17 protein-coding genes are annotated in these 21972 nt (G+C 71.1%); 10 read left to right on the forward strand and 7 right to left on the reverse strand.

What is annotated here, in order from left to right; all coding sequences use genetic code 11:
- Window positions 1–12: 12 nt before the first annotated feature.
- Window positions 13–867 (reverse strand): outer membrane protein assembly factor BamD, encoded by an 855-nt coding sequence (locus E2170_RS10485; RefSeq protein ID WP_133000599.1) that lies wholly within the window; start codon window positions 865–867, stop codon window positions 13–15.
- A 91-nt stretch (window positions 868–958) separates the two neighbouring features.
- Between E2170_RS10485 and rluD the strand changes: the two genes are divergently transcribed.
- The 3 genes from rluD (at window position 959) to gloA (ending at window position 3399) form a co-directional block, all read left to right on the forward strand.
- Window positions 959–1984 carry a 23S rRNA pseudouridine(1911/1915/1917) synthase RluD gene (rluD, locus tag E2170_RS10490; protein ID WP_133000600.1) on the forward strand — a complete coding sequence of 342 codons (1026 nt, stop codon included), beginning with the start codon at window positions 959–961 and terminating at the stop codon, window positions 1982–1984.
- The gene (gene pgeF / locus E2170_RS10495; RefSeq protein ID WP_133000601.1) at window positions 1981–2784 is read left to right on the forward strand and encodes a peptidoglycan editing factor PgeF; all 804 of its coding nucleotides are present in this window, start codon (window positions 1981–1983) and stop codon (window positions 2782–2784) included. Before rluD ends, pgeF begins: the two co-directional genes overlap by 4 nt.
- Window positions 2785–2871: 87 nt before the next feature.
- Window positions 2872–3399 (forward strand): lactoylglutathione lyase, encoded by a 528-nt coding sequence (gene gloA / locus E2170_RS10500; RefSeq protein ID WP_133000602.1) that lies wholly within the window; start codon window positions 2872–2874, stop codon window positions 3397–3399.
- An 86-nt stretch (window positions 3400–3485) separates the two neighbouring features.
- Here gloA and otsA read toward each other — a convergent pair whose 3' ends face one another.
- From otsA to otsB, 3 genes are read right to left on the reverse strand one after another with little or no spacing between them, the layout of a single operon-like run.
- On the reverse strand, window positions 3486–4853 hold the full coding sequence (gene otsA / locus E2170_RS10505; protein WP_133000603.1) for an alpha,alpha-trehalose-phosphate synthase (UDP-forming): 1368 nt from the start codon (window positions 4851–4853) through the stop codon (window positions 3486–3488).
- Between the two features lies 1 nt (window position 4854).
- Window positions 4855–6672, reverse strand: coding sequence for a glycoside hydrolase family 15 protein (locus E2170_RS10510; protein WP_133000604.1), 1818 nt, complete (start codon window positions 6670–6672; stop codon window positions 4855–4857).
- On the reverse strand, window positions 6669–7427 hold the full coding sequence (gene otsB / locus E2170_RS10515) for a trehalose-phosphatase (protein ID WP_133000605.1): 759 nt from the start codon (window positions 7425–7427) through the stop codon (window positions 6669–6671). The genes E2170_RS10510 and otsB overlap by 4 nt, the downstream gene beginning before the upstream one ends.
- Before the next feature lie 130 nt (window positions 7428–7557).
- On the opposite strand from otsB, the gene clpB reads away from it, so the two are divergent.
- On the forward strand, window positions 7558–10140 hold the full coding sequence (clpB, locus tag E2170_RS10520; protein WP_133000606.1) for an ATP-dependent chaperone ClpB: 2583 nt from the start codon (window positions 7558–7560) through the stop codon (window positions 10138–10140).
- Here the strand turns inward: clpB and ybaL are convergent.
- The 3 genes from ybaL to E2170_RS10535 all read right to left on the reverse strand — a co-directional run bounded on the left by ybaL (window position 10137) and on the right by E2170_RS10535 (window position 15383).
- Complete coding sequence (ybaL, locus tag E2170_RS10525; protein WP_133000607.1) at window positions 10137–11843, reverse strand: YbaL family putative K(+) efflux transporter; 1707 nt, start codon at window positions 11841–11843, stop codon at window positions 10137–10139. The two genes, clpB and ybaL, sit on opposite strands and share 4 nt — an antisense overlap.
- 72 nt (window positions 11844–11915) lie before the next feature.
- Complete coding sequence (locus E2170_RS10530; protein WP_133000608.1) at window positions 11916–14291, reverse strand: TonB-dependent receptor plug domain-containing protein; 2376 nt, start codon at window positions 14289–14291, stop codon at window positions 11916–11918.
- 147 nt (window positions 14292–14438) lie between these two features.
- Window positions 14439–15383: a 2OG-Fe(II) oxygenase gene (locus E2170_RS10535; RefSeq protein WP_133000609.1), complete on the reverse strand. Its 945-nt coding sequence runs from the start codon at window positions 15381–15383 to the stop codon at window positions 14439–14441.
- An 87-nt stretch (window positions 15384–15470) separates the two neighbouring features.
- Here E2170_RS10535 and E2170_RS10540 point away from each other — a divergent pair, with 87 nt between their 5' ends.
- The 6 genes from E2170_RS10540 to E2170_RS10565 all read left to right on the forward strand — a co-directional run bounded on the left by E2170_RS10540 (window position 15471) and on the right by E2170_RS10565 (window position 21926).
- Window positions 15471–17354 carry an ABC-F family ATP-binding cassette domain-containing protein gene (locus E2170_RS10540; protein ID WP_133000610.1) on the forward strand — a complete coding sequence of 628 codons (1884 nt, stop codon included), beginning with the start codon at window positions 15471–15473 and terminating at the stop codon, window positions 17352–17354.
- Window positions 17355–17461: 107 nt separating this feature from the next.
- Window positions 17462–18922: a hypothetical protein gene (locus tag E2170_RS10545; RefSeq protein ID WP_133000611.1), complete on the forward strand. Its 1461-nt coding sequence runs from the start codon at window positions 17462–17464 to the stop codon at window positions 18920–18922.
- Window positions 18923–18986: 64 nt separating this feature from the next.
- Complete coding sequence (locus E2170_RS10550; RefSeq protein ID WP_133000612.1) at window positions 18987–19439, forward strand: universal stress protein; 453 nt, start codon at window positions 18987–18989, stop codon at window positions 19437–19439.
- 9 nt (window positions 19440–19448) lie between these two features.
- On the forward strand, window positions 19449–20147 hold the full coding sequence (locus tag E2170_RS10555) for a hypothetical protein (RefSeq protein WP_133000613.1): 699 nt from the start codon (window positions 19449–19451) through the stop codon (window positions 20145–20147).
- 148 nt (window positions 20148–20295) lie between these two features.
- The gene (locus E2170_RS10560) at window positions 20296–20670 is read left to right on the forward strand and encodes an FmdB family zinc ribbon protein (protein WP_133001173.1); all 375 of its coding nucleotides are present in this window, start codon (window positions 20296–20298) and stop codon (window positions 20668–20670) included.
- The gene (locus E2170_RS10565) at window positions 20667–21926 is read left to right on the forward strand and encodes a cation:proton antiporter (protein WP_243708144.1); all 1260 of its coding nucleotides are present in this window, start codon (window positions 20667–20669) and stop codon (window positions 21924–21926) included. Before E2170_RS10560 ends, E2170_RS10565 begins: the two co-directional genes overlap by 4 nt.
- The last annotated feature ends 46 nt before the right edge of the window (window positions 21927–21972 follow it).

Genomic DNA, 21972 nt, shown 5'->3' on the forward strand with positions numbered 1-21972 from the left:
CTGGATGGCCGCTTATTGCACCGCCGTCTTCTCCGGCGCGAACGGGTTCAGCTTGCGGATCGTCCACGGGTAGTCCGGCCACTTGCCCGTCAGGTACGGGTGGTCGGGCTCGTTGAGCTCGAGCACGCGGCGGGCGTCGGCAGCCAGGGGCTCGTTGCCCAGTTCGGTGTAGGCGGCGGCAAGCACGGCCACGGCGTCGTTCTGGTATTCGCTCTGCGGATAGGTTTCCAGCAGGTAGCGCGCGCGCTCGGTCGCGCCCACCCATGCGCCGCGGCGCATGTAGTACAGCGCGGTCTCCAGGTCGTGGCGGGCGAACATGTTGCGCAGCAGCGCCATGCGGTTGGCGGCGTCGGCGGCGTAGCGGCTGTTGGGGTAGCGCTCGGTGACGATGCGCAGGTCGTTGTAGCCCTGCATCGGCGTGGCCAGGTCGCGGCGGCTGGCGTCGAGGTTCCAGGCGCGCTGCAGGAATACCGCGTCGCGGCTGGAGTTCACCAGCCCGCGCAGGTAGTACATGTAGGGCACGTGGCGGTGCGTGGGATAGGTCCGGATGAAGCGGTCGATCGACGAGATGGCGTCGTCGTGGCGGCCCATCTTGTACTGGGCGTAGGCGGTTTCCATCAGCGCCTGCTCGGTGTAGGCGCCATAAGGGTACTGGGCCACGAGGCGGCGGTAGGTGTTGGAGGCGGCGTTCCAGTTGCCGCCGCGCATCTGCGAGTGGCCACGGTCGTAGAGGGTCTCGACCGGCAGGCCCTCGTTGACGTCCTCGTCCTTGAACATGCCCTTCATCCGCGAGCAGCCGGAGGTCACGAGCGCCGCCAGCAGCACGAACAGCAGGGCGTGGCGGAACGGGGCGGGGCGTCGGGTCATGGGGCGTCCGGGGCGGGGAAGGCGTGAACCGGGGATAATAGCAGCCAGTCCCGGCCCGCCAGCGGCCCCCGTCTGAACCCGAGCCGACCCCATGAACCAGGAACACGACGCCGATCCGGCCGATCCGGCGGATGCCACCCCCGACGCCCCCCGGGCCGCCCGGATCCCCGAAACCCTTGCCGGGCGCCGCTTCGACGCGGTGCTGGCGGAGCTGTTCCCGGAGTTCTCGCGCTCGCGGCTGTCGGCCTGGGTGAAGTCCGGCGACGTATTGCTCGACGGCGCCGAGGTGCGCCCGCGCGAGCCGGTGCGCGCCGGCCAGGAGGTGCTGCTGACCGCGACCCTGGAGACCCAGGTCCGGGCCGAGCCGGAGGACATCCCGCTGTCGATCCTGCATGAGGACGACGAGGTCTTCGTGATCGACAAGCCCGCCGGCCTGGTGGTCCACCCGGGCGCCGGCAACCACAGCGGCACCCTGGTCAATGCCCTGCTGTTCCGCGACCCGGCGCTGGCCGCGGTGCCGCGGGCGGGCATCGTCCATCGCCTGGACAAGGACACTTCCGGCGTCATGGTGGTGGCCCGCACCCTGCAGGCGCAGACGGCGCTGGTGGCCCAGCTGTCGGCGCGCGAGGTGCACCGGCAGTACCTGGCGGTGGTGGTGGGGGCGCTGGTGTCCGGCGGCACCGTGAACGAGCCCATCGACCGCCATCCGCGCGACCGCCTGCGCATGGCGGTCCGTGACGACGGCCGCGAGGCCACCACCCACTACCGGCTGCAGGAGCGCTTCCGCGCCCACACCGCGCTGGAGTGCCGGCTGGAAACCGGGCGCACGCACCAGATCCGCGTGCACATGGCCCACCTGAAATATCCGATCGTGGGCGATCCGCTGTACGGCGGGCCGCTGAAGTTGCCGCGCGGGGCATCGGAGGAACTGGTCGCCGCGCTGCGCGGCTTCCGCCGGCAGGCGCTGCACGCGCAGGTGCTGGAGTTCGTGCATCCCGCCACCGGCGAGCCGCTGCGCTGCGAGGCGCCGCTGCCCGACGACCTCCAGGCCCTGCTGCGGGAGCTGCGCGCGGATGCCGCGGCGCACGCGGTCACCGGGGCGGGAGTGCGGCGGTGAGCGCCGGCGCGCTGCGCCGCGCCTGGCTGGAAGCCGACTGGCCGGCCCCGCCCGGCGTGCGGGCGCTGGCGACGCTGCGCCATGGCGCGGGCGCTTCGATGGTGCCTTTCGACCGCTTCAACCTGGGCAACGTGCACGGCGCGAACGGGGACGATCCCGTGATCGTGGCCGCCAACCGCGCCGAACTGGTCGACCGTGCGGAGCTGCCCTCGGCGCCGCACTGGCTGCGCCAGGTGCACGGCACCGGCGTGCTGCGGGTGGACAGCGTGCTGCCCTACGGCAACGCGACCGCCGAGCGCGGGCGCATGGCCGATGAAGTCGAGGCCGATGCTTCGGTCACCGACGTCCCCGGCGCGGTGCTGGCGATCCTCACCGCCGACTGCCTGCCGGTGGTGTTCGCCGCGCGCGACGGCAGCGAAGTGGCGGCCGCGCATGCGGGCTGGCGCGGCCTGGCCGCGGGCGTGCTGGAAGCGACGGTGGCGGCGATGCGGACGCCGCCGGAAGCACTGGTGGCCTGGCTGGGCCCGGCCGCAGGGCCGGACGCCTACGAAGTGGGTGCCGAAGTGCGCGATGCCTTCGTGGCCGGCGATCCGGCGGCGGATGCGGCCTTCGCGCCGACGCGCCCGGGCCACTGGAACGTCGATCTCTACGCCCTGGCCCGCCGCCGCCTGCAGGCCGCCGGTATCGCCGTCGCCGACATCCACGGCGGCGGCCTGTGCACCATCACGGACCGCCGCTTCTTCTCGCACCGCCGCGACGCCCGAACCGGCCGCATCGCGACGATCGTCTGGCGGGAGTGAACCGCTTCGGGCGGGATCACAGCGTTGCGACAGCGGCGCGGCCCGGTCTGGGATAATGGCGCCCCCCTGCCGAACAGGATGCCCGCCATGGCCGATACCGCCGCCACCCTTGCCAACGTCCCCGGCGTCTCCGCCCGCGATGCCGCGACCGATGGCTTCGTGTTCAACCACACCATGCTGCGGGTCAAGGACGCGAAGGCGTCGCTGGACTTCTACACCCGCGTGCTGGGCTTCAGCCTGGTGCGTCACAACGATTTCCCGGACGACGGCTTCTCGCTGTACTTCCTCGCCATCGTCGACCCCGCGGACATTCCCGATGACGAGGCGCAGCGCAAGGCCTGGGTCGCCGGCCTGCAGGGCGTGCTGGAGCTGACCCACAACCACGGCACCGAGTCGCAGGATGGCCCGGTCTACCACGACGGCAACAGCGAGCCGCGCGGCTTCGGCCACATCTGCGTGAGCGTGTCGGACGTGCGCGCGGCCTGCGCGCGCTTCGAGGACCTGGGCGTGCCGTTCCAGAAGCGCCTCAGCGACGGGCGCATGCGCGAGATCGCCTTCATCAAGGACCCGGACGGCTACTGGGTGGAGATCATCCAGCCCACTCCGCTGGACTGATCCCGCATTCCGCCAGAACCCCTTCCCCCGCTTGCGGGGGAAGTATCCGCGTAGCGGGGGATAGGGGCAGCTTGCGGGCACCAGGCTCAGGCGGTGCCGAGCGTCTCCAGGAAATCCCGCCGCCAGGCATGGATGTCGTAGGTGCTGATGCGGTCCATCATCCCGCGCCAGCGGCGCCTGCGCTCCGCCAGCGGCATCGCGTGCGCCTCGGCGATCGCGTCGGCGACGCCGTCGAGGTCGTAGGGGTTCACCTGCAGCGCGTCGGGCAGCTCCTGCGCGGCGCCTGCGAAGCGCGACAGCACCAGTACGCCCGGATCCTCCGCATCCTGCGAAGCCACGTACTCCTTCGCCACCAGGTTCATGCCGTCGCGCAGGGGCGTGACCAGGGCGATGTCGGCGGTACGGTAGAAGCCGGTGAGCACGTCATGGGCGAAGCTGCGGTTGACGTAGCGCACCGGCGTCCAGTCGGGCACGGCGTGGCCGCTGTTGATGTGGCCGCTGAGGGTTTCCAGCTCCCGGCGCAGGGCCTGGTACTCGGGCACGTCGCTGCGCGAGGGCGGGGCGATCTGCAGGAAGGTGATGCGGCCGCCCTGGTCGGCATGGCGTTCGAGGTGGCGTTCGAAGGCGCGGAAGCGCTCGGGCAGGCCCTTGGAATAGTCCAGGCGGTCGACGCCGATCGCCAGCGCGCGACCGGCCAGGCTGTCCTGCAGGCGGCGTACGGCCAGGCGTTTCATCGCGCGCCCGGCCTGGCCGGCGATGGTCGGCACGTCGATGCCGATCGGGAAGGCGCCGCCGCGAAAGCGCCGGCCGTCAGCGGTTTCCAGTACACCGTCGTCGATCACGCGGCCGTCGCCGAACAGGCGCACGTAGTCCTGGAAGCGCTCCAGGTCGCGCCGGGTCTGGAAGCCGACCAGGTCGTAGGACGACAGCGCCGCGAACAGTTCGCGGTGGTGGGGCAGCGCGGCCAGCAGGTCCGAGGAGGGCATCGGAACGTGCAGGAAGAAGCCGATGCGGTTCCCGATGCCGCGCTCGCGCAGGCGCTGGGCCAGCGGGATCAGGTGGTAGTCGTGGATCCAGATCACGTCGCCGGGCCGCAACTCCGGCACCAGCCGGTCGGCGAACAGGGCGTTGACGCGGCGGTAGCCGGCGTAGGTCTCGCGCGAGTAGTCCACCAGGTCCATGCGGAAGTGCAGCAGCGGCCACAGGCTGCGGTTGGCGAAGCCGTTGTAGTAGTCGTCGAAGTCGCGCTGCGACAGGTCCATCACCGCGTAGCGGGTGTTGCCCTCGGTGCGCAGGTGCATCTCACCCGAGGTCTGGCGCACGCGCTTGCCACTCCAGCCGAACCACAGGCCGCCGTGCTCGGCCAGCGCCGCGCGCAGGGCCACGGCCAGGCCGCCGGCGCGGGCCTCGTCAGGCAGGGTGACGCGGTTGGAGACCACCACCAGGCGAGACATTTCAGACCGCCTCGGCCCAGGGCCGGGACAGGCGCATGGCCGCGATCACCACGCCGACGTGGGAATAGGTCTGCGGGAAGTTGCCCCAGGCCTCGCCGTCCTCGAAGGCCATGTCCTCCGACAGCAGGCCGAGGTGGTTGCGCCGGGCCAGCAGGCTTTCGAACTGCTCGCGCGCCTCGTCCACGCGGCCGATGGCGGCCAGGGCGTCGATGTACCAGAAGCTGCAGATGGTGAAGCTGGTTTCGGGAGCCCCGAAGTCGTCGGGGGCGATGTAGCGGAACAGGCCGTCGCCGCGGCGCAGGTGCGCGCCGATGGCCTCGACGGTGGCGACGAAGCGCGGGTCGCGGGCGTCGATGAAACCGAGTTCGGCGAGCAGCAGCAGGCTGGCGTCCAGGCGCCGGCCTTCGGCGGATTCGACGAAATGGCCGAGCTCCGCGTCCCAGGCGCGCTCGAGGATGGTCGCGCGCATGGCGTCGGCGCGCTGGCGCCAGTGCGTGGCGCGTTCGGCCAGGCCCAGGTGCGCGGCGATGCGCGCAAGGCGGTCGCAGGCGGCCCAGCACATCACGCTGGAATAGGTATGCACCTCGGCGCGGCCGCGGAACTCCCAGATGCCGGCGTCGGGCTGGTCGTGCAGGGCCCAGGCGTGTTCGCCCAGTGGTTCCAGGCGGCGGAAGGCATCGACGTCGCCCGGTCGCGCCAGGCGCTGGTCGAAGAACAGCTGGGTGGAGGCCAGCACCACGCTGCCGTAGACGTCGTGCTGCTTCTGCACCCAGGCCAGGTTGCCGCGGCGCACCGGGCCCATGCCGCGGTAGCCGGCCAGCGCGGGCACCTCGTGCTCTTCCAGCGCTGCTTCGAAGGCAATGCCATACAGCGGCTGCAGGCCGTCCTCGCCGGTGGCGAGGTTGAGTACGTAGCGCAGGTAGCCTTCCATGGTCTGGGTGGCGCCCAGGCGGTTGAGCGCGCGCACCACGAAGGCGGAGTCGCGCAGCCAGCAGTAGCGGTAGTCCCAGTTGCGTTGGCTGTGCGGCGCCTCGGGAATCGAAGTGGTGACGGCGGCGACGATGGCGCCGGTTTCCTCGTACTGGCAGAGCTTGAGGGTGATCGCGCTGCGGATCACCGCGTCCTGCCATTCCAGCGGGATCGACAGGTAGCGCACCCAGTCGCGCCAGTAGTCGATGGTCCGGCGCTCGGCGTCGCGGGCGAAGCCCTGCACCGGCCGGGTGAGGGTCTCGTCGGGGCCGAGCACCAGATGGCGCTCGCCGTCGAGTTCGAAGGGCAGCGACTCGCGCACCATGCGCACCGGCACGTCGCTGGTCAGGCGCAGGGTGAAGCCGGGCAGCAGGTAGCGGACGTGGTTGCTGCCCCAGGTCTGTTCCGGCACTTCGGCGCCGTAGTCGGCCAGCGGCCGCAGCACGATGCGGATGCGCGGGCGGCCGGACAGTGGCCGCAGGCGGCGCACCAGCATCACCGGCCGGTAGAAGCGCCCGTGCTGGCGCCAGCGCGGGGCGAAATCGGTAACCTCGACTGCGCCGCCGTGGCGATCGTGGAGCACGGTGCGCAGTACGGCGGTGTTCTTGAGGTAGGCCTGTTCCGCGCTTTCGAAATCCTCCAGTTCGATGGCGTAGTCGCCGCCGCCGGCCGTGGGCGAGAGCAGCGAGCAGAAGGCGGGATCGCCGTCGAAGGCGGGGATACAGCACCAGCTGATGCGCGCCTCGCGATCGGCCAGCGCCGCGACGCTGCCGTTGCCGACCAGGCCGAGGTCGAGGCTGGCGGGACGGGTGCCTGCGCTCGCGGCAACCCGGTCCATGGGCGCGTTCATGCCCGCGCTCCGATCCAGGCATGCACGTCGGCCGGACCGGCCAGTGCGAAGTGCGCGGCGCTTTCGCGCGGCCGGCCGACCAGCACGCTGACGCCTGCGCGCGCGTTGACGGCGGCGAAGCCGGCCTCGTCGGTGATGTCGTCGCCGGCGAAGACCGGGCGGCGGCCGGCGAAGGGCGGTTCGTCCATGAAGGCGAGGATGGCCGCGCCCTTGTCCGCGCGGCCGCCCTTGTGCGCGGCGGGACGCAGTTCGAGCACGTCGTTTCCGGGCTGCAGGCGATAGCCGGGGAGCCGCGGCAGGGCGGCGTGGGCGAAGGCCTGCAGGTCGCCGCTGGCGAGCGGCGCGGCGCGCCAGTGCAGGGCCAGCGCGGCGCCCTTGTCCTCGACGATCACACCCGGGTGGCGTGCGGCGACGCGCTCGGCTTCCGCGCGCACCCGGGCTAGGGCCTCGGGAGTGCGCGGGGCGCGATGGCCGCGGCGACCGTGGCGGCGTTCCAGGCCGTGGAGGCCGGAGGCGGGCAGTTGCGGCGGTGCGAGCAGGTTGTCGAGCGTGGCCAGCGAGCGGCCGCTGACCAGGGCGACGGCGCCTTCCAGGCGCCGGTGCAGCGCCGCGAGCGCTTCGCGCAGGTAGGGGGGCACGCTGACTTCGTCGGGAGCGGGGGCGAAGTCCAGCAGGGTGCCGTCGACATCGAGGAACAGCGCGCAGCTGTCGTCGATCGGCGGCGGCGGCGGGAGCACGGGGGTCTCGGCGGCCATGCGGGACATTGTGGCGGACGGGGCGTGAGGGTTTTGCAAGCCCGCGGAGAAACCGCTTGAATCCGCGCGCCAGGGACCGCATTTCCACGGTATCGCCGGCCCCGCCGGCCCCTGATACCGAGGCATCACCATGCGGATGGACAAGCTCACCTCGCGTTTCCAGCAGGCGCTGGCCGACGCGCAGTCGCTGGCCGTGGGCCGCGACCACAACCTGATCGAACCGGCCCACGTGCTGGTGGCACTGCTGGACGAACCCGGCGGCGGCAGCGCGCCGCTGCTGGCCCAGGCCGGCGTCAACGTGCCCGTGCTGCGCGAGCGGCTGGGCGAGATCCTGGGCAAGCTGCCGAAGGTCTCCGGCCAGGCCGGTCAGGTCTCGCTCGGCAATGAGCTGGGACGGCTGCTCAACCACACCGACAAGCTGGCCCAGCAGCGCGGCGATGCCTTCATCGCCTCCGAACTGTTCCTGCTGGCCGCGCTCGACGACGGCGGCGACGCCGGCCGCGCGCTCAAGGCCGCGGGCGGGGACAAGGCGCGGCTGGAGGCGGCGATCGACGCCATGCGCGGCGGCGAGAAGGTCGACGACGCCAGCGCCGAGGAGGCGCGCCAGGCGCTGGAGAAGTACACCATCGACCTCACCGCGCGCAGCGAGGGCGGCAAGCTCGATCCGGTGATCGGCCGCGACGAGGAGATCCGCCGCACCATTCAGGTCCTGCAGCGGCGCACCAAGAACAACCCGGTGCTGATCGGCGAGCCCGGCGTGGGCAAGACCGCGATCGTGGAAGGCCTGGCCCAGCGCATCGTCAACAACGAGGTGCCCGAGGGCCTGCGCGGCAAGCGCGTGCTGAGCCTGGACATGGGCGCGCTGATCGCCGGCGCCAAGTACCGCGGCGAGTTCGAGGAGCGGCTGAAGGCGGTGCTGAACGACCTGGCCAAGAACGAGGGCCGGATCATCCTCTTCATCGACGAGCTGCACACCATGGTTGGCGCCGGCAAGGCCGAGGGCGCCATGGACGCGGGCAACATGCTCAAGCCGGCGCTCGCGCGCGGCGAGCTGCATTGCATCGGCGCGACCACGCTCGACGAGTACCGCAAGTACGTGGAGAAGGATGCGGCGCTGGAGCGCCGCTTCCAGAAGGTGTTCGTGGGCGAGCCCTCGGTCGAGGACACCATCGCCATCCTGCGCGGGCTGAAGGAGAAGTACGCGGTCCACCACGGCGTGGAGATCACCGACCCGGCGATCGTGGCCGCGGCGACCTTGTCGCACCGCTACATCGCCGACCGCCAGCTGCCGGACAAGGCCATCGACCTGATGGACGAGGCGGCGTCGCGCATCCGCATGGAGATCGATTCCAAGCCGGAGGAGCTCGACCGCCGCGAGCGCCGGCTGATCCAGCTCAAGATCCAGCGCGAGGCGCTGAAGAAGGAGAAGGACGCCGAGTCGAAGCAGCGCCTGGCCGACCTGGAAAGCGAGATCGAAACCCTGGAGCGCGAGTACAACGACCTCGAGGAAGTCTGGAAGGCCGAGAAGGCCACCGTGCAGGGCGCGACGAAGATCAAGGAGCAGATCGAGGCGGCGAAGCTCGAACTCGAGTCCGCGCAGCGCGCGCAGGACTTCGCCGCGATGAGCGAGATCCAGTACGGCCGCCTGCCTGAACTGGAGAAGCAGCTCAAGGCCGCGCAGGAGGCCGAAACCACCGGCTTCACCCTGCTCCAGGACAAGGTCACCGCGGAGGAGATCGCCGAGGTGGTGGCGCGCTGGACCGGTATCCCGGTGTCGAAGATGCTCGAAGGCGAGCGCGACAAGCTGCTGAAGATGGAGGACGCGCTGCACGCGCGCGTGGTCGGCCAGGACGAGGCGATCAAGGTCGTCTCCGACGCCGTGCGCCGCTCGCGCGCGGGCCTGAGCGATCCCGACCGTCCGTCCGGCTCGTTCCTGTTCCTGGGTCCGACCGGCGTCGGCAAGACCGAGCTGTGCAAGGCCCTGGCCGAGTTCCTGTTCGACAGCAGTGACGCGATGGTGCGCATCGACATGAGCGAGTTCATGGAGAAGCACGCGGTGTCGCGCCTGGTCGGTGCGCCCCCGGGCTACGTCGGCTACGAGGAGGGCGGCTACCTGACCGAGGCGGTGCGCCGCCGGCCCTACAGCGTGATCCTGCTCGACGAGGTCGAGAAGGCGCATCCGGACGTGTTCAACATCCTGCTGCAGGTGCTCGACGACGGCCGCCTGACCGACGGCCAGGGCCGCACGGTGGACTTCCGCAACACCGTGATCGTGATGACGTCCAACCTCGGCAGCCAGATGATCCAGGAGTTCGATGGCGACGATTCGGCCGAGGCCTACACCCAGATGAAGGCGGGCGTGATGGCGGTGGTGCAGTCGCACTTCCGGCCGGAGTTCATCAACCGCCTGGATGACATCGTGGTCTTCCACCCGCTGGACAAGGCCCAGATCAAGGCGATCGCGCGGATCCAGATGCGCGGGCTGGAGAAGCGCCTGGGCGAGCGCGGCATCCGCATCGAGGTCAGCGACGCGGCCTTCGAACTGCTGGGCAACGTCGGTTTCGATCCGGTGTATGGCGCCCGCCCGCTGAAGCGCGCGATCCAGCAGCAGCTGGAGAACCCGCTGGCGCAGAAGATCCTGGCCGGCGAGTTCGGGCAGGGCGACACGGTGCGGGTGGATGCGGAGGGCGGGAAGCTGGTCTTTGCCGGCTAAGCCCTGGTGGGGCGATAAGGCGGCGTCGCCATCACCATCTCCGCCAGCGAGTACGCCAGCTCACGCTCCGCCAGCACGGCGCCATCCGCGCCGTGCTGCAGCAGGTGCTTCACCTCGGCGTCGCTGTGCGCGCGCGCCAGCACGGTGATCGCGGGGTTCAGCGCCTTCAGGCGCGCGATCGTCTCGCCCGCCTCCAGCGCGTTGGGGATGGCGAACACCGCCATCGCCGCGCGCTGGGGCGCGGTTTCCAGCATCACCGCCTCCGAAGCGGCATTGCCGCGCACGGCATACAGCCCCGCCTCGCGTGCCGAGGCGACGCGGTCGGCGTCATCCTCGAGCACCACCAGCGGCACGCCGCGGTCGTGCAGCAGGCTGGCCAGCTGCCGGCCGACGCGGCCGAAGCCGACGACGATGGCATGCCCCGACAGCGATTCCGGCAGGTGGTGGGCTGCGGCATCTTCGGCGATCGCACGCGCGTTGGCGTTGGCGGCCTCGGCGTCGGCATGGGCCTGGTCGCGCGCCTGCCAGCGGTCGACCAGGCCGAAGGTCACCGGATTGAGCATGATCGAGATCAGCGCGCCCGCCAGCACCAGGTCCTGGCCCTGCTCCGGCAGGATGCCGAGGGTGACGCCCAGCGCGGCGATGATGAAGGCGAACTCGCCGATCTGCGCCAGGCTGGCGGAAATCGTCAGGGCGGTTGATCGCGGATGCCCGAAGGCGCGCACGATCAGGTAGGCCGCCGCTGACTTGCCGAACATGATGATGAAGGTGGTCGCCAGTACCAGCAGCGGTTCGTTCACCAGGATCATCGGGTCGAACAGCATGCCGACCGAGACGAAGAAAAGCACCGCGAAGGCGTCGCGCATCGGCAGCGAATCCTGCGCCGCCTTGTGGCTGAGCTCGGACTCGTTGAGCAGCATGCCGGCGAAGAAGGCGCCCAGCGCGAAGGACACGCCGAACAGCTCCGCCGAGCCCAGCGCGATGCCCAGCGCGATCGACAGCACCGCCAGGGTGAACAGCTCCCGCGAGCCGGTGCCGGCGGTGCGTTCGAGCATCCACGGGATCACCCGCCGCCCGACCACCAGCATCACCGTGACGAACAGCGCCACCTGGACCAGGGTCTTGCCGATCTCCAGCATGACCGCGCCCGTGCTCACCGGCCCGCCGGCGGCATCGCCGAACACGCTGGCGACCACCGGCATCAGCACCAGGGCCAGCACGCAGGCCAGGTCCTCGACGATCAGCCAGCCGACCGCGATCCGGCCCCGGGTGGTTTCAAGCAGGCGCCGCTGCTCCATCGCCCGCAGCAGCACCACGGTGCTGGCGGTGGCCAGGGAGAAGCCGAAGACGATGCCGTGCAGGGTGGGCCAGCCGAGCAGGGCCGACAGCCCCCAGCCGAGCAGGGTGGCGACGCTGATCTGCACCACCGCGCCCGGGATGGCGATGGCCTTGACCGCCATCAGGTCCTTGATCGAGAAGTGCAGGCCGACGCCGAACATCAGCAGGATCACGCCGATCTCGGCCAGCTGCGGCGCCAGCGCCTGGTCGCCGACGAAGCCGGGCGTGAACGGCCCGGCGATGATGCCCGCCACCAGGTAGCCCACCAGCGGCGACAGGCGCAGACGGTGGGCGGCCAGCCCCAGGACGTAGGCCAGCACGAATCCAACCGAAAGGATCGCGATGAGTTCGGTGTGGTGGGGCATCCGGCCGTCCGTGTGGGGTTGCGTCAGGATAATCGACGCCGCGTGACATCGCGCACGCGGCGCCGGCCCCGCTTACCAGCGGTAAGCCACCTTGCCGTACACAAAGGCGCCGTTGAAGCCGAACGGCGACAGGTTGCTGTACGGGAACTGCCCGTTGGTCGAGTTGGCGAAGCTGTTCTCGTCCGGGTACTCGTTTAGCAGGTTGTCGGCGCCCAGGGTGAAGGTCCAGTTGTCCAGCTTGTAGGCCGCCGAGGCGTCGAGCAGCCACTTGGCGCCGTAGGTCTGGTCGTTGGCGGCGTTGGCCGGGCGGGTGGTGACGCTGCCGTAGCGGGTCGCGGCCAGGCTGAAGTCCCAGGCGTCCAGCGACCAGGTGCCCGAGAGCAGCAGCTTGGTGTTCGGGAAGCCGTCCTCGATGCGGCCGATCTCGGTGCGGTCGATGCGCTCGAGGTTCAGCCCGGCCTGCTCCAGTTCCTCCGGATTGGGCGCGATCCGCGTGATCTCGGTATCGGTCCAGTTCCAGCCGGCGGTGAGGTCGAGCGTGCCGCCGCCGATGTCGAGGCCGTAGTTGGCGACCACGTCGATGCCCCGGGTGCGGGTGTCGATGGCGTTGGTGAAGTAGCGACCGCCGTTGACGCCGAAGATGCCCCGCGATTCCAGCAGCGCGCGCACCGCGTCGCCGGTGAGGTTGGACGACAGCGCGATCCGGTCGTCGACCTCGATGTGGTAGGCGTCGATGGTGACGTAGAGGCGGTCGGCCGGCTGCAGCACCAGGCCCAGGCTGTACGACAGCGACTCCTCCGGCTGCAGCGGCTCGGCGCCGAAGGCCTGCGCCACCGCGCTGGAGGCCGGGAAAGTGCGGATCTCGAAGGGCTCGGGAATGCCGGCCAGGTAGATCGTGCTGATGGTCTGGAAGTACTGCTGCGCCAGCGAAGGCGCGCGGAAGCCGCTGGACACGGTGCCGCGCAGGGCCACCGCGTCGGTGAAGGCGTAGCGCGCCGAGAGCTTGCCCGAAGCCTGGCTGCCGAAGTCGTCGTAGTCCTCGTAGCGGCCGGCGATGCCGGCGGAGAACTTCTCCGTGATGTCGGCCTCGAGCCCGGCGTAGACCGCGTGGCTGTCGCGCGAGTAGGCGCCGGACACTTCGGGCGCGAAGCCGCCGAAGCCTTGCGCGCCGCCCGGGCGGCTGAGGTCGGGCTGGGCGTAGGAGCCCCATTCGCCCGGCGACTGGTTCCACTTCTCGTTGCGGAACTCCACGCCCAGGGCCAGCGTGGCCGGGTAGGCCAGGCCGATGTCGAGCTGCCGGCTGACGTCGAAGTTGGCGATGTTCTGGGTGGTCTCCAGCGCGCCGTCGTAGAACGAGGTCGGCGAGTCTGCGCCGATGCTGGCGTTGAGCGTGTTGCGGGTGAAGAACTCGAGGTTGTTGTAGCCGTGGTTGAAGCTCAGGTCCCAGTCCCAGGCTTCGCCGAGGCTGCCCTTCAGGCCGGCGACGATGGCGCGGTCGCGGGAGACGTTGTTGATTTCCGGCAGGAAGCCGTCCGGGTAGATGGAGGGGATGTTCTGGGTCGGGTTGCCCGGTGCGCGGAAGAACGCGAACGAGGTGATGTCGCGGTTGCTGATCGAACCGAAGGCGTACAGCGACAGCGTGTCGCTGATGTCGAAGCCGGCATGGAACGAGGCCGCGGCGGCGTCGACTTCCGGATCGCCGATCACGAAGGCCTTCTGGCCCAGCTCCGGCTGGGTCGCCGCCGGGGTGCCGGCGAAGGGCCGCGCGCGGTTGGTGCGGTCCTGCCGGTCGATCTGGCCGGACAGGTGCAGGAAGCCGCGGTCGCCGCCCAGCGAAAGGCCGGTGTCGCCGGCGAGCTGGGTCTGGGCGCCGTCGCCGGCCGAGTACTGGCCGTGGCGGAGCGAGACGCTGCCGGTGCCGGGAGCGCCCTTGAGCACCACGTTGACCACGCCGGCGATGGCGTCGGAGCCGTACTGCGCCGAGGCGCCGTCGCGCAGCACTTCCACGCGCTCGATCGCCGACAGCGGGATGGTGTTGAGGTCCACCGGCGCCGAGCCGCGACCGATGGTGCCGTTGAGGTTGAGGAGTGACGAGGTGTGGCGGCGCTTGCCGTTCACCAGCACCAGCACCTGGTCGGGCGCCAGGCCGCGCAGCTGCGCCGGGCGGATCGCGCTGGTGCCGTCGGTCAGGGCCGGGCGCGGGAAGTTGAGCGAGGGCAGGGCGCGCGCCAGCGCGGTGGCGAGCTCGGTGGTGCCGGTGGCCTGCAGCGCCTCGCTGGTGATGATGTCGATCGGTGACTGCGATTCGGCGACCGTGCGGTCGCTGACCCGGGTGCCGGTGACGATGACGTTGTCGAGGCTGGTGGCGGGGCGGTTGTCCTGGGCGTGGACGACGGAAGCGGGGAGCAGCGCGGCCAGAAGGGCCAGGCCGAGGGGGTGGCGGGTCATGGGTCCAGCTCCTTGTGGGGAAGGGCGCCTTTCCGGAAACAGAACGGAAATGCAACCCTGCTTTAACAGCGGTGGCGCACAAGGGTCAATCCGGACGGATTTGTGGCCCGATCGTTCTGTTTCTGGAACGACTGTCGAGGCGGCGCCTCAGACGAATTCGCGCTCGCGCATCCAGCGGGTCGCGATCCATTTTTCGCCGCGAAGCACGGGCGCACCGGCGTGGAAGGACAGGGGATCCACGCGCGACTGAGCGTCGGTATAGGCGAAATAGACCGCCGAACCCTTGCGTGGGGCGACCGACAGGCCACTGCGCGGGAAGGTCGTCTCGCCGCCGGCCTCGACGTCGTTGAGGTAGACCACCAGGCTCGAGACCCGCTGCCCGCCGCGGGCGAGGTGCCCGGCCTGGCCCGGGCGGTCGAGCTGGAAATAGTCGAAGTGCGGCTTGTACTGCGCGCCCACGCCGTAGCGCATCACCTGCAGCGGTTCGCCACGTTCCACCGGCACGCCGGTGATCCGGGCGATGCGGGCGTCGATGCGCGACAGCAGTGGCGAGCCGCCGCGCGGCATGTGCACCAGTTCGCTGGTGCGGCGCTCGTCGATCACGTCGCCGCCGTGCTCGGAGTCGACCACGGCCGCCCGGCGCAGCCGCGGCACGGCCTCGGCGACCAGGGCATCGCATTCCTCGTGGGTCAGGACGTTCTCGAACAGGACCACGTGCGGGCGCTCGCAGCGGAAGGCGATGCGAGCCTCGCCATGGTCGCAGGCGATGCCGTGGCCGATGTCGACGGGGATCGCCGCCGAAGGCAGGAAAGGGGGCTGGCCAGTGGTCGCGCCTGCGCCGGCTTCGTCGGTCGCGGCCTCGAGCAGGCTGCCCGACAGTCGGTGCGCGACCTGGGGCTGGCCGGCGGTGACCCGCGAGAACCCGGCCTTGAAGCCGTCGGGATCCCTCAGTACGGCGTTGTAGATCTGCCGGACCTCGACCTCGTTGAAGCCCTGCCGGGACAGGACTGGCTGGATCTGCTCGAAGCCCGCGCCGGCCACGACCTGGGAGTGGAGCCAGGCCGCGACCTGGGTGCTGAGCTTGATCGCCATCCGGCGGTTCTCCGCGGCGCGCCACGATGGCGCGCTCCCGACGTTACCGCAGGCGGCCTGCGGCGTGCAGCCCGGTAAACTGTGGCCATGATCGCCTTCCGCAATTTCGCCCTCCGCCGCGGCGAACGCCTGCTCCTGTCCGACGTCGACCTGTCGTTGCACGCCGGCTGGCGGGTGGGCGTGGTCGGCCGCAACGGCACCGGCAAGTCCTCGCTGTTCGCCGCCGTGCGCGGCGAGGTCGAGGCCGACCGTGGTGACCTGGACCTGCCATCGCGCCTGCGCATCGCCTCGATCGCGCAGGAAATGCCGTCCCTGCCGGATCCGGCGATCGACTTCGTGCTGGCCGGCGACGCCGCCGTGCACGCAGCGCTGCAGGCCGAGGCCAACGCCTTCGCCGCCGAGGACTGGGAGGCGGTGGCCGAGGCGCACCAGAAGCTGGAGGAAGTCGGCGGCTACGACGGTGCCGCGCGGGCGGGCAAGCTGCTGCACGGCCTCGGCTTCCCGGGCGAGGCGCAGCAGCGCCCGGTGTCGAGCTTCTCCGGCGGCTGGCGGGTGCGCCTGAACCTGGCGCGCGCGCTGATGACGCCGTCGGACGTGCTGCTGCTCGACGAGCCCACCAACCACCTCGACCTCGACGCCGTGCTGTGGCTCGAGCAGTGGCTGATGAAGTACCAGGGCACCCTGCTGCTGATCTCGCACGACCGCGAGTTCCTGGACAACGTCAACACCCATACCCTGCACCTGCACGGCGGCAAGGCGAAGCTGTACATCGGCAACTACACCGCCTTCGAGCGCCAGCGCGCCGAACAGCTGCGCCAGCAGCAGCTCCAGCACGAGAAGGTGCAGGCCGAGCGCGCGCACCTGCAGAGTTTCATCGACCGTTTCAAGGCCAGCGCCGCCAAGGCCGCGCAGGCGCAGTCGCGGGTCAAGCGCCTGGCCAAGCTGGCCGACACCGAGGCGGTGCGCGCCGAGCGCGAGGTCCGCATCGACTTCCCGGCGCCGGCACGGCTGCCGCATGCGCTGCTGCGGCTGAACCATGCCGATTGCGGATATGCCGGTGGCGGCGACGCCCCCGCGGTGATCCTCCACAACGCCAATTTCGGCCTTGAAGCCGGTGACCGCATCGGCCTCCTCGGCCCCAATGGCGCCGGCAAATCCACCCTGGTGAAGTCGCTGGTCGGCGACCTCCCGCTGCTGACCGGCGAACGCTACGCCCACCCCGACCTGCGCATCGGCTACTTCGCCCAGCACACGGTCGAGGCCCTGGTCGCCGGCACCTCGCCGATCGACCACCTGCGCGAGCTGACGCCGGACGTGCCGACCCAGGCCTTCCGCGACTTCCTCGGCAAGTGGAGCTTTCCTGGCGACCGCGCCTTCGAGTCCATCGACGGCTTCAGCGGCGGCGAGCGCGCGCGCCTGGCGCTGGCGATGATCGCCTGGCGCCAGCCCAACGTGCTGCTGCTCGACGAGCCCACCAACCACCTCGACCTGGAGATGCGCGAGGCCCTGGCCGAGGCGCTGTCCGACTTCCCCGGCGCGATCGTGCTGGTCTCGCACGACCGCCACCTGATCGGCCTGGTCAGCGACACCTACTGGCGCGTGGCCGAGGGCGCGGTCCAGCCCTTCGACGGCGACCTCGACGACTACGCCGCCTGGTTGAAGTCGCGGCCGCAGGATGCGAAGTCCGCCGGTGCCGCGGGTGGGGTGGCCGCGGCCAGAGCCGAGGCGGCCCCACCGCCGCCGCCGGAGCCGAAGCCCGCGAAGCCGAAGGTCAATCCGCACAAGCTGTCGAAGGCCGAGCAGCGGGTGGCCGGGCTGGAGGCCGGGATCGCGGCGATCGAAGCGGAGCTGGCCGATCCCGCCGTCTACTCCGACGGCGGTGCCCGGGGCCAGGAGCTCGCGCGCCGGCAGCAGCAGTTGCGCGCGGAGCTGGAGGAGGCGGAGAACGAGCTGCTGGCGCTGTACGACTGATCCGGGCCTGCTGCCTGGCCCGAGGCCACGGCATGGGACAGGCCGCGGCCGTATAGTCCGAGGCTGGTGTCCGCTGGAGCATTGGGATGGCGAAGCCGGCTGCAAGGATGACGATCGCCCTGGCGGCGTGCCTGGCCGCCGCGCTGCCGGCCGGGCTGGCAGCGCGTCCCGGTGCGCCGGCGAAGGGCACGATGGTCCTGGCCGGCGAGATCCACGCCGAAGGCGCGCCGGCGGGAACGCTGGCGCTGTACCTCGATGGCGAACTGCACGGCCAGGTGCCGGCCGGTGCCGGGACGTTTGAAATCACCCTGCCGCGCGACGGCAACGCAGGCATGGTCAGCCTGGAGTTCGCGGCGCCGGGCCTGCGCCTGCGTTCGCTGCTTGGCGGGCAGGCACGGCTTTCGAAGCGGGCCGGCGGCGATGGTCGCCTGGCGGCCGCGGAAGAGGACGGCCTGCGGCTGTCGGCCCTGGGGTCGGCGATGGCGGTGCTGGCCACGCGCACTGGGGCCAGGGCGCCGGCGACGGACGTGGCGCTGGCGCGCGCGGTGAACGCGATCGAAGGCTGGCAGCTGCTGTCCGCCACGGCCGTGCTGGCGCGGCTGGCCGCGGAGCCGGCGCTGCTGCCGCCCGGCTTCGACGATGGCCTGGCGCTGCTGGAGGACGCCGAGGCCTTCGCCGATTTCGTCCAGGCCCATCCCGCCATCCTCGACGCTGCGACGGAGGTGCTGGACGCGCTGCCGGTGGCGCCGCTTCCGCCCGATGGCGGCGGTCCGGTGCTGGTGTTCACCGGCGCCCGTCGTGCACCCGGCGATCCGCTCCATGGCCCTGGCCTGGTGGTGGAGCGCGAAGGTGCCGGCTACCGCGTGCATGACGACTATTTCGACGGCCCCGCCTATTCCGGCGCGGTCGACGCCGGCGGCGCGCTGCGGCTGATGCCGCATTCGCCGGTCGCCCGGGTCAACTTCCATGGGCCGGCGTGTCCCTCGCAGGGCGGCAAGCCGACCTGGGAGGTGGCGAACCTGGTGCAGCGCGATTTCCGCCGCCACTGGCGGGGCAGCGGCGTATCGCTGTGGCAGTTGGGCCAGGACTACGTGCTGAGCTACCCGCAGTGCCCCGAACTCGCGCCGCGCGAAGTGCGCATGGCAAGCCTGTGGGCGGCGCCGGACATGGCGCGCGCGCGCCTGCTGACCACGCCGCGGCGCTTCACGAGCCGGCAGTCGCTGCCGCTGTTCTGCCCGCTGCTGCTGCCGCACGGGGATCTCGCGTTCGAGCCCTGCGGCCAGGTCGACCACGTGTTCGCGCCCGACGGCAGCGGCGTGGCCGATCCGCAGGGCAAGGCGCCGCAGCCCTTCGCCTGGTCGATCGACGCCCACGGCGCGATGCGCGTGGACTACGGCGACCGCGCCTCGCGCTTCTGGATCCTCGATCCCGGCGACCGGGTGGCGCAGCCGCTGGCCTGGGTGGCCGAGGGCGAGGTGGTCGGCTACACCGGCACCTCCAGCGGGCAGGGCACGCGGGTTGTGGGTGGACTTTCCGCAGCCGGCGATGCCCGGGTGGCCGCCGATTGACCTCGGTCAACGCGCCTGCGCCCGGGCGGGGTCAGTGTGATGGGCGAATAACGGGAGGAATGCCATGTACAAGCAGATCCTGGTGCCCACCGACGGTTCCGAACTTTCGCTTTCGGCGATCGACCAGGCCGTCGCCTTCGCCCGCGAAACCGGCGCGGCGCTGACCTTCTTCACCGTGACCGCGCCGATCGCGGTCTACGGCGTGACCGGCGAGTACCTGGCCGGCGGCTTCGACGACTACACCCGGGCCGCGCGCGAGGAAGGCGCCCGCCGGCTGGCCGAGGCCGAAGCACGCGCAAAGGCCGCGGGCGTGCCTTGCCAGTCGCGCATGGTCGAGAGCGACTACGCCTGGGAGGCGATCATCGATGCCGCCAACGATGCCGGCGCCGACCTGATCGCCATGGCCTCGCACGGGCGCCGCGGGCTCAGCGGCCTGGTGCTGGGCAGCGAGACGCTCAAGGTGCTGACGCATTCGACCATTCCGGTGCTGGTGTACCGGCAGCCCAAAGGCGGTTAGGGTGGCCGGATGAACATCTTCCGACTTTCCGCGCTTTCCGCCGCGCTGCTGGCCCTGGCCGCCTGCGCTCCTTCCAGCGATCCGGCCGCGACGGCTGGCGATGCGTCCACGGCTGCCGCGCCCGCGGAGGCCATCGATGCGCCAGTGCCGGACGCCGCGCCCGCCGACGCGTTCCTGGCCGCGCTGGCGACCCACTGCGGCCAGGCTTTCGCCGGCCGCATCGTCGCCAACGAGCCCGCCTCGCCCACGCCCGACGCCTTCGAGGGCAAGGCGCTGGTGATGCACGTGCGCGGCTGCGACGATCCGGCGAACCAGCTGCTGGTGCCCTTCCACGTCGGCGACGACCATTCCCGCACCTGGGTGCTGACCCGCACCGACACCGGACTGCGCCTGAAGCACGACCACCGCCACGAGGACGGCAGCCCGGACGAGCAGACCATGTACGGCGGCGACACCGCGACCGCGGGCACGGCCGTGCGCCAGGAGTTCCCGGTGGACCAGGAGTCGATCGAGCTGTTCGGCCGCACCGGCGCCAATGTCTCCACCACCAACACCTGGGCGATGGAGATCGAGCCGGGTCAGCGTTTCCTGTACGAGCTGTCGCGCCCGGAAGACGACGTGAACCCGCAGGGCCGGCTGTTCCAGGTCGAGTTCGACCTGACCACACCGGTCGCACTGCCCCCCGCGCCCTGGGGCAGCACCGACTGACGCCGAGCGCAGCTTCCCCGCAAGCTTCGCCCCCCATCTGCCCTTCGGCCCTCTTCTCCCACCTTGCGGGGGAAGAGGGGCGGTGTCTTGATTTGCGGCCGTGGAACCGCAGAATGCGCGCTGCATCCCGCTGTTCCCGGTTCCCGACATGCCCATCTACGCCTTCCGCTGCGCCGCCTGCGGCCATGACTTCGACCGCCTGCAGAAGCTTTCGGACCCGGACCCCGACACCTGCCCGGCCTGCGGCGCCAGCGGCGGGGTCGGCCGCCAGCTGACCGCGCCGTCGTTCCGCCTGGCCGGCAGCGGCTGGTACGAGACCGACTTCAAGAAGGACGGCGACAGGAAGCGCAACCTCGCCGAGGGCGGGGAGGGTGCGGGCAAGTCCGATGCGAAGCCCGACGCCAAGCCCGCTGCCGCCACGCCCCCGGGCAGCGCCCCGGCGTCTTCCGCGGGGGCCGCTGCGCCGGCGCCAGCGACAGGTGCACCGGCCACCAAGCCGGCCGCCAAGCCTGCCGGCGAATGAAGCAGGAACTGCTGTATCTCATCCTGATCTTCGCCCTGCTGGTGGTGCCGCGGGTGCTGCAGCGCTGGAAGCTGCCCGCCCCGCTGACCTGCCTGGTACTCGGCCTGCTGGCGATGCTGGCGTGGCCCGACCGCGTGCACGACCCGGTGATCCTGCTGCTGTCGACGCTCGGCATTTCCTCGCTGTTCCTGTTCGCCGGCCTGGAGGTCGATCCCGCGCAGCTGCGCCGGGGCGCGGGGCCGCTGGCCGTCCACCTGCTGATCCGCACCGTCAGCCTGGTCGGCGTGGCCTGGCTGGGCTGGCGTTACCTCGACCTGGGCTGGCAGGCCGCGATGCTGCTCGCGCTCGCCCTGCTGACGCCGTCCACCGGCTTCATCCTCGACACCCTGGAGCGCCTGGGCCTGGACGAGGCCGAGCGCTTCTGGGTCACCAGCAAGGCCATCGCCGGCGAGCTGCTGGCGCTGGCGGCGCTGTTCGTGGTGCTGCAGGCCGGCGACCCGGTGATGATGGGCGTCAATACCGGCGTGCTGCTGGCGATGATCGTGGGCCTGCCCCTGCTGTTCGTGGCCCTGGGCCGCTGGGTGGTGCCGCATGCGCCGGGCTCGGAATTCTCGCTGCTGGTGATGGTGGGCATGGTGGCCGCCTACATCACCTATTCCATGGGCGTGTACTACCTGGTGGGCGCCTTCATCGCCGGACTGGTGGCGCGGCTGCTGCGGGTGCGGATGCCGCGCCTGGCCTCGGACGACAACATCCATGCGCTGCGGCTGTTCGCCAGCTTCTTCGTGCCCTTCTATTTCTTCCACGCCGGCACCGGCATCCCGCGCGAGGCGCTGTCCTGGGAAGCGGCGCTGCTGGGCGTGGCGCTGACCGCGGTGGTCCTGCCGCTGCGCGTCGGCGTGGTCTGGCTGCAGCGGCGGGTGCTGTTCCCCGAGGAGCAGGCGGGCACGCTCAAAGTCTCGGTGGCGCTGGCGCCGACGCTGGTGTTCACGCTGGTGCTGGCGAGCATCCTCCACCAGCGCTTCGACCTGCCGCCGGTGATCTACGGCGCGCTGCTGCTCTACACCACGATCAACACCCTGCTGCCGTCTCTGCTGCTGAAGGCGCCGTTCGACGTCGATCCTGTGGAGGACGCACTGCCGTTGGCCCCGCTGGCCCCGCAGCCGCTGGCCGGCGAGGGCCTGGTGGTGGAGGTGGAGGGAGCCTCCGGCCCCGGGGACGGTCCGCCGTCGCCGCGCCCGGGTGGCGCCGGTTAAACTAACCGGCTCCGCCGGCAGGCGGCCTGTCTACCGCGTCCGGAGT

Origin of the sequence: Luteimonas arsenica (assembly GCF_004352825.1) — a bacterium.
Lineage (GTDB): Bacteria > Pseudomonadota > Gammaproteobacteria > Xanthomonadales > Xanthomonadaceae > Luteimonas > Luteimonas arsenica.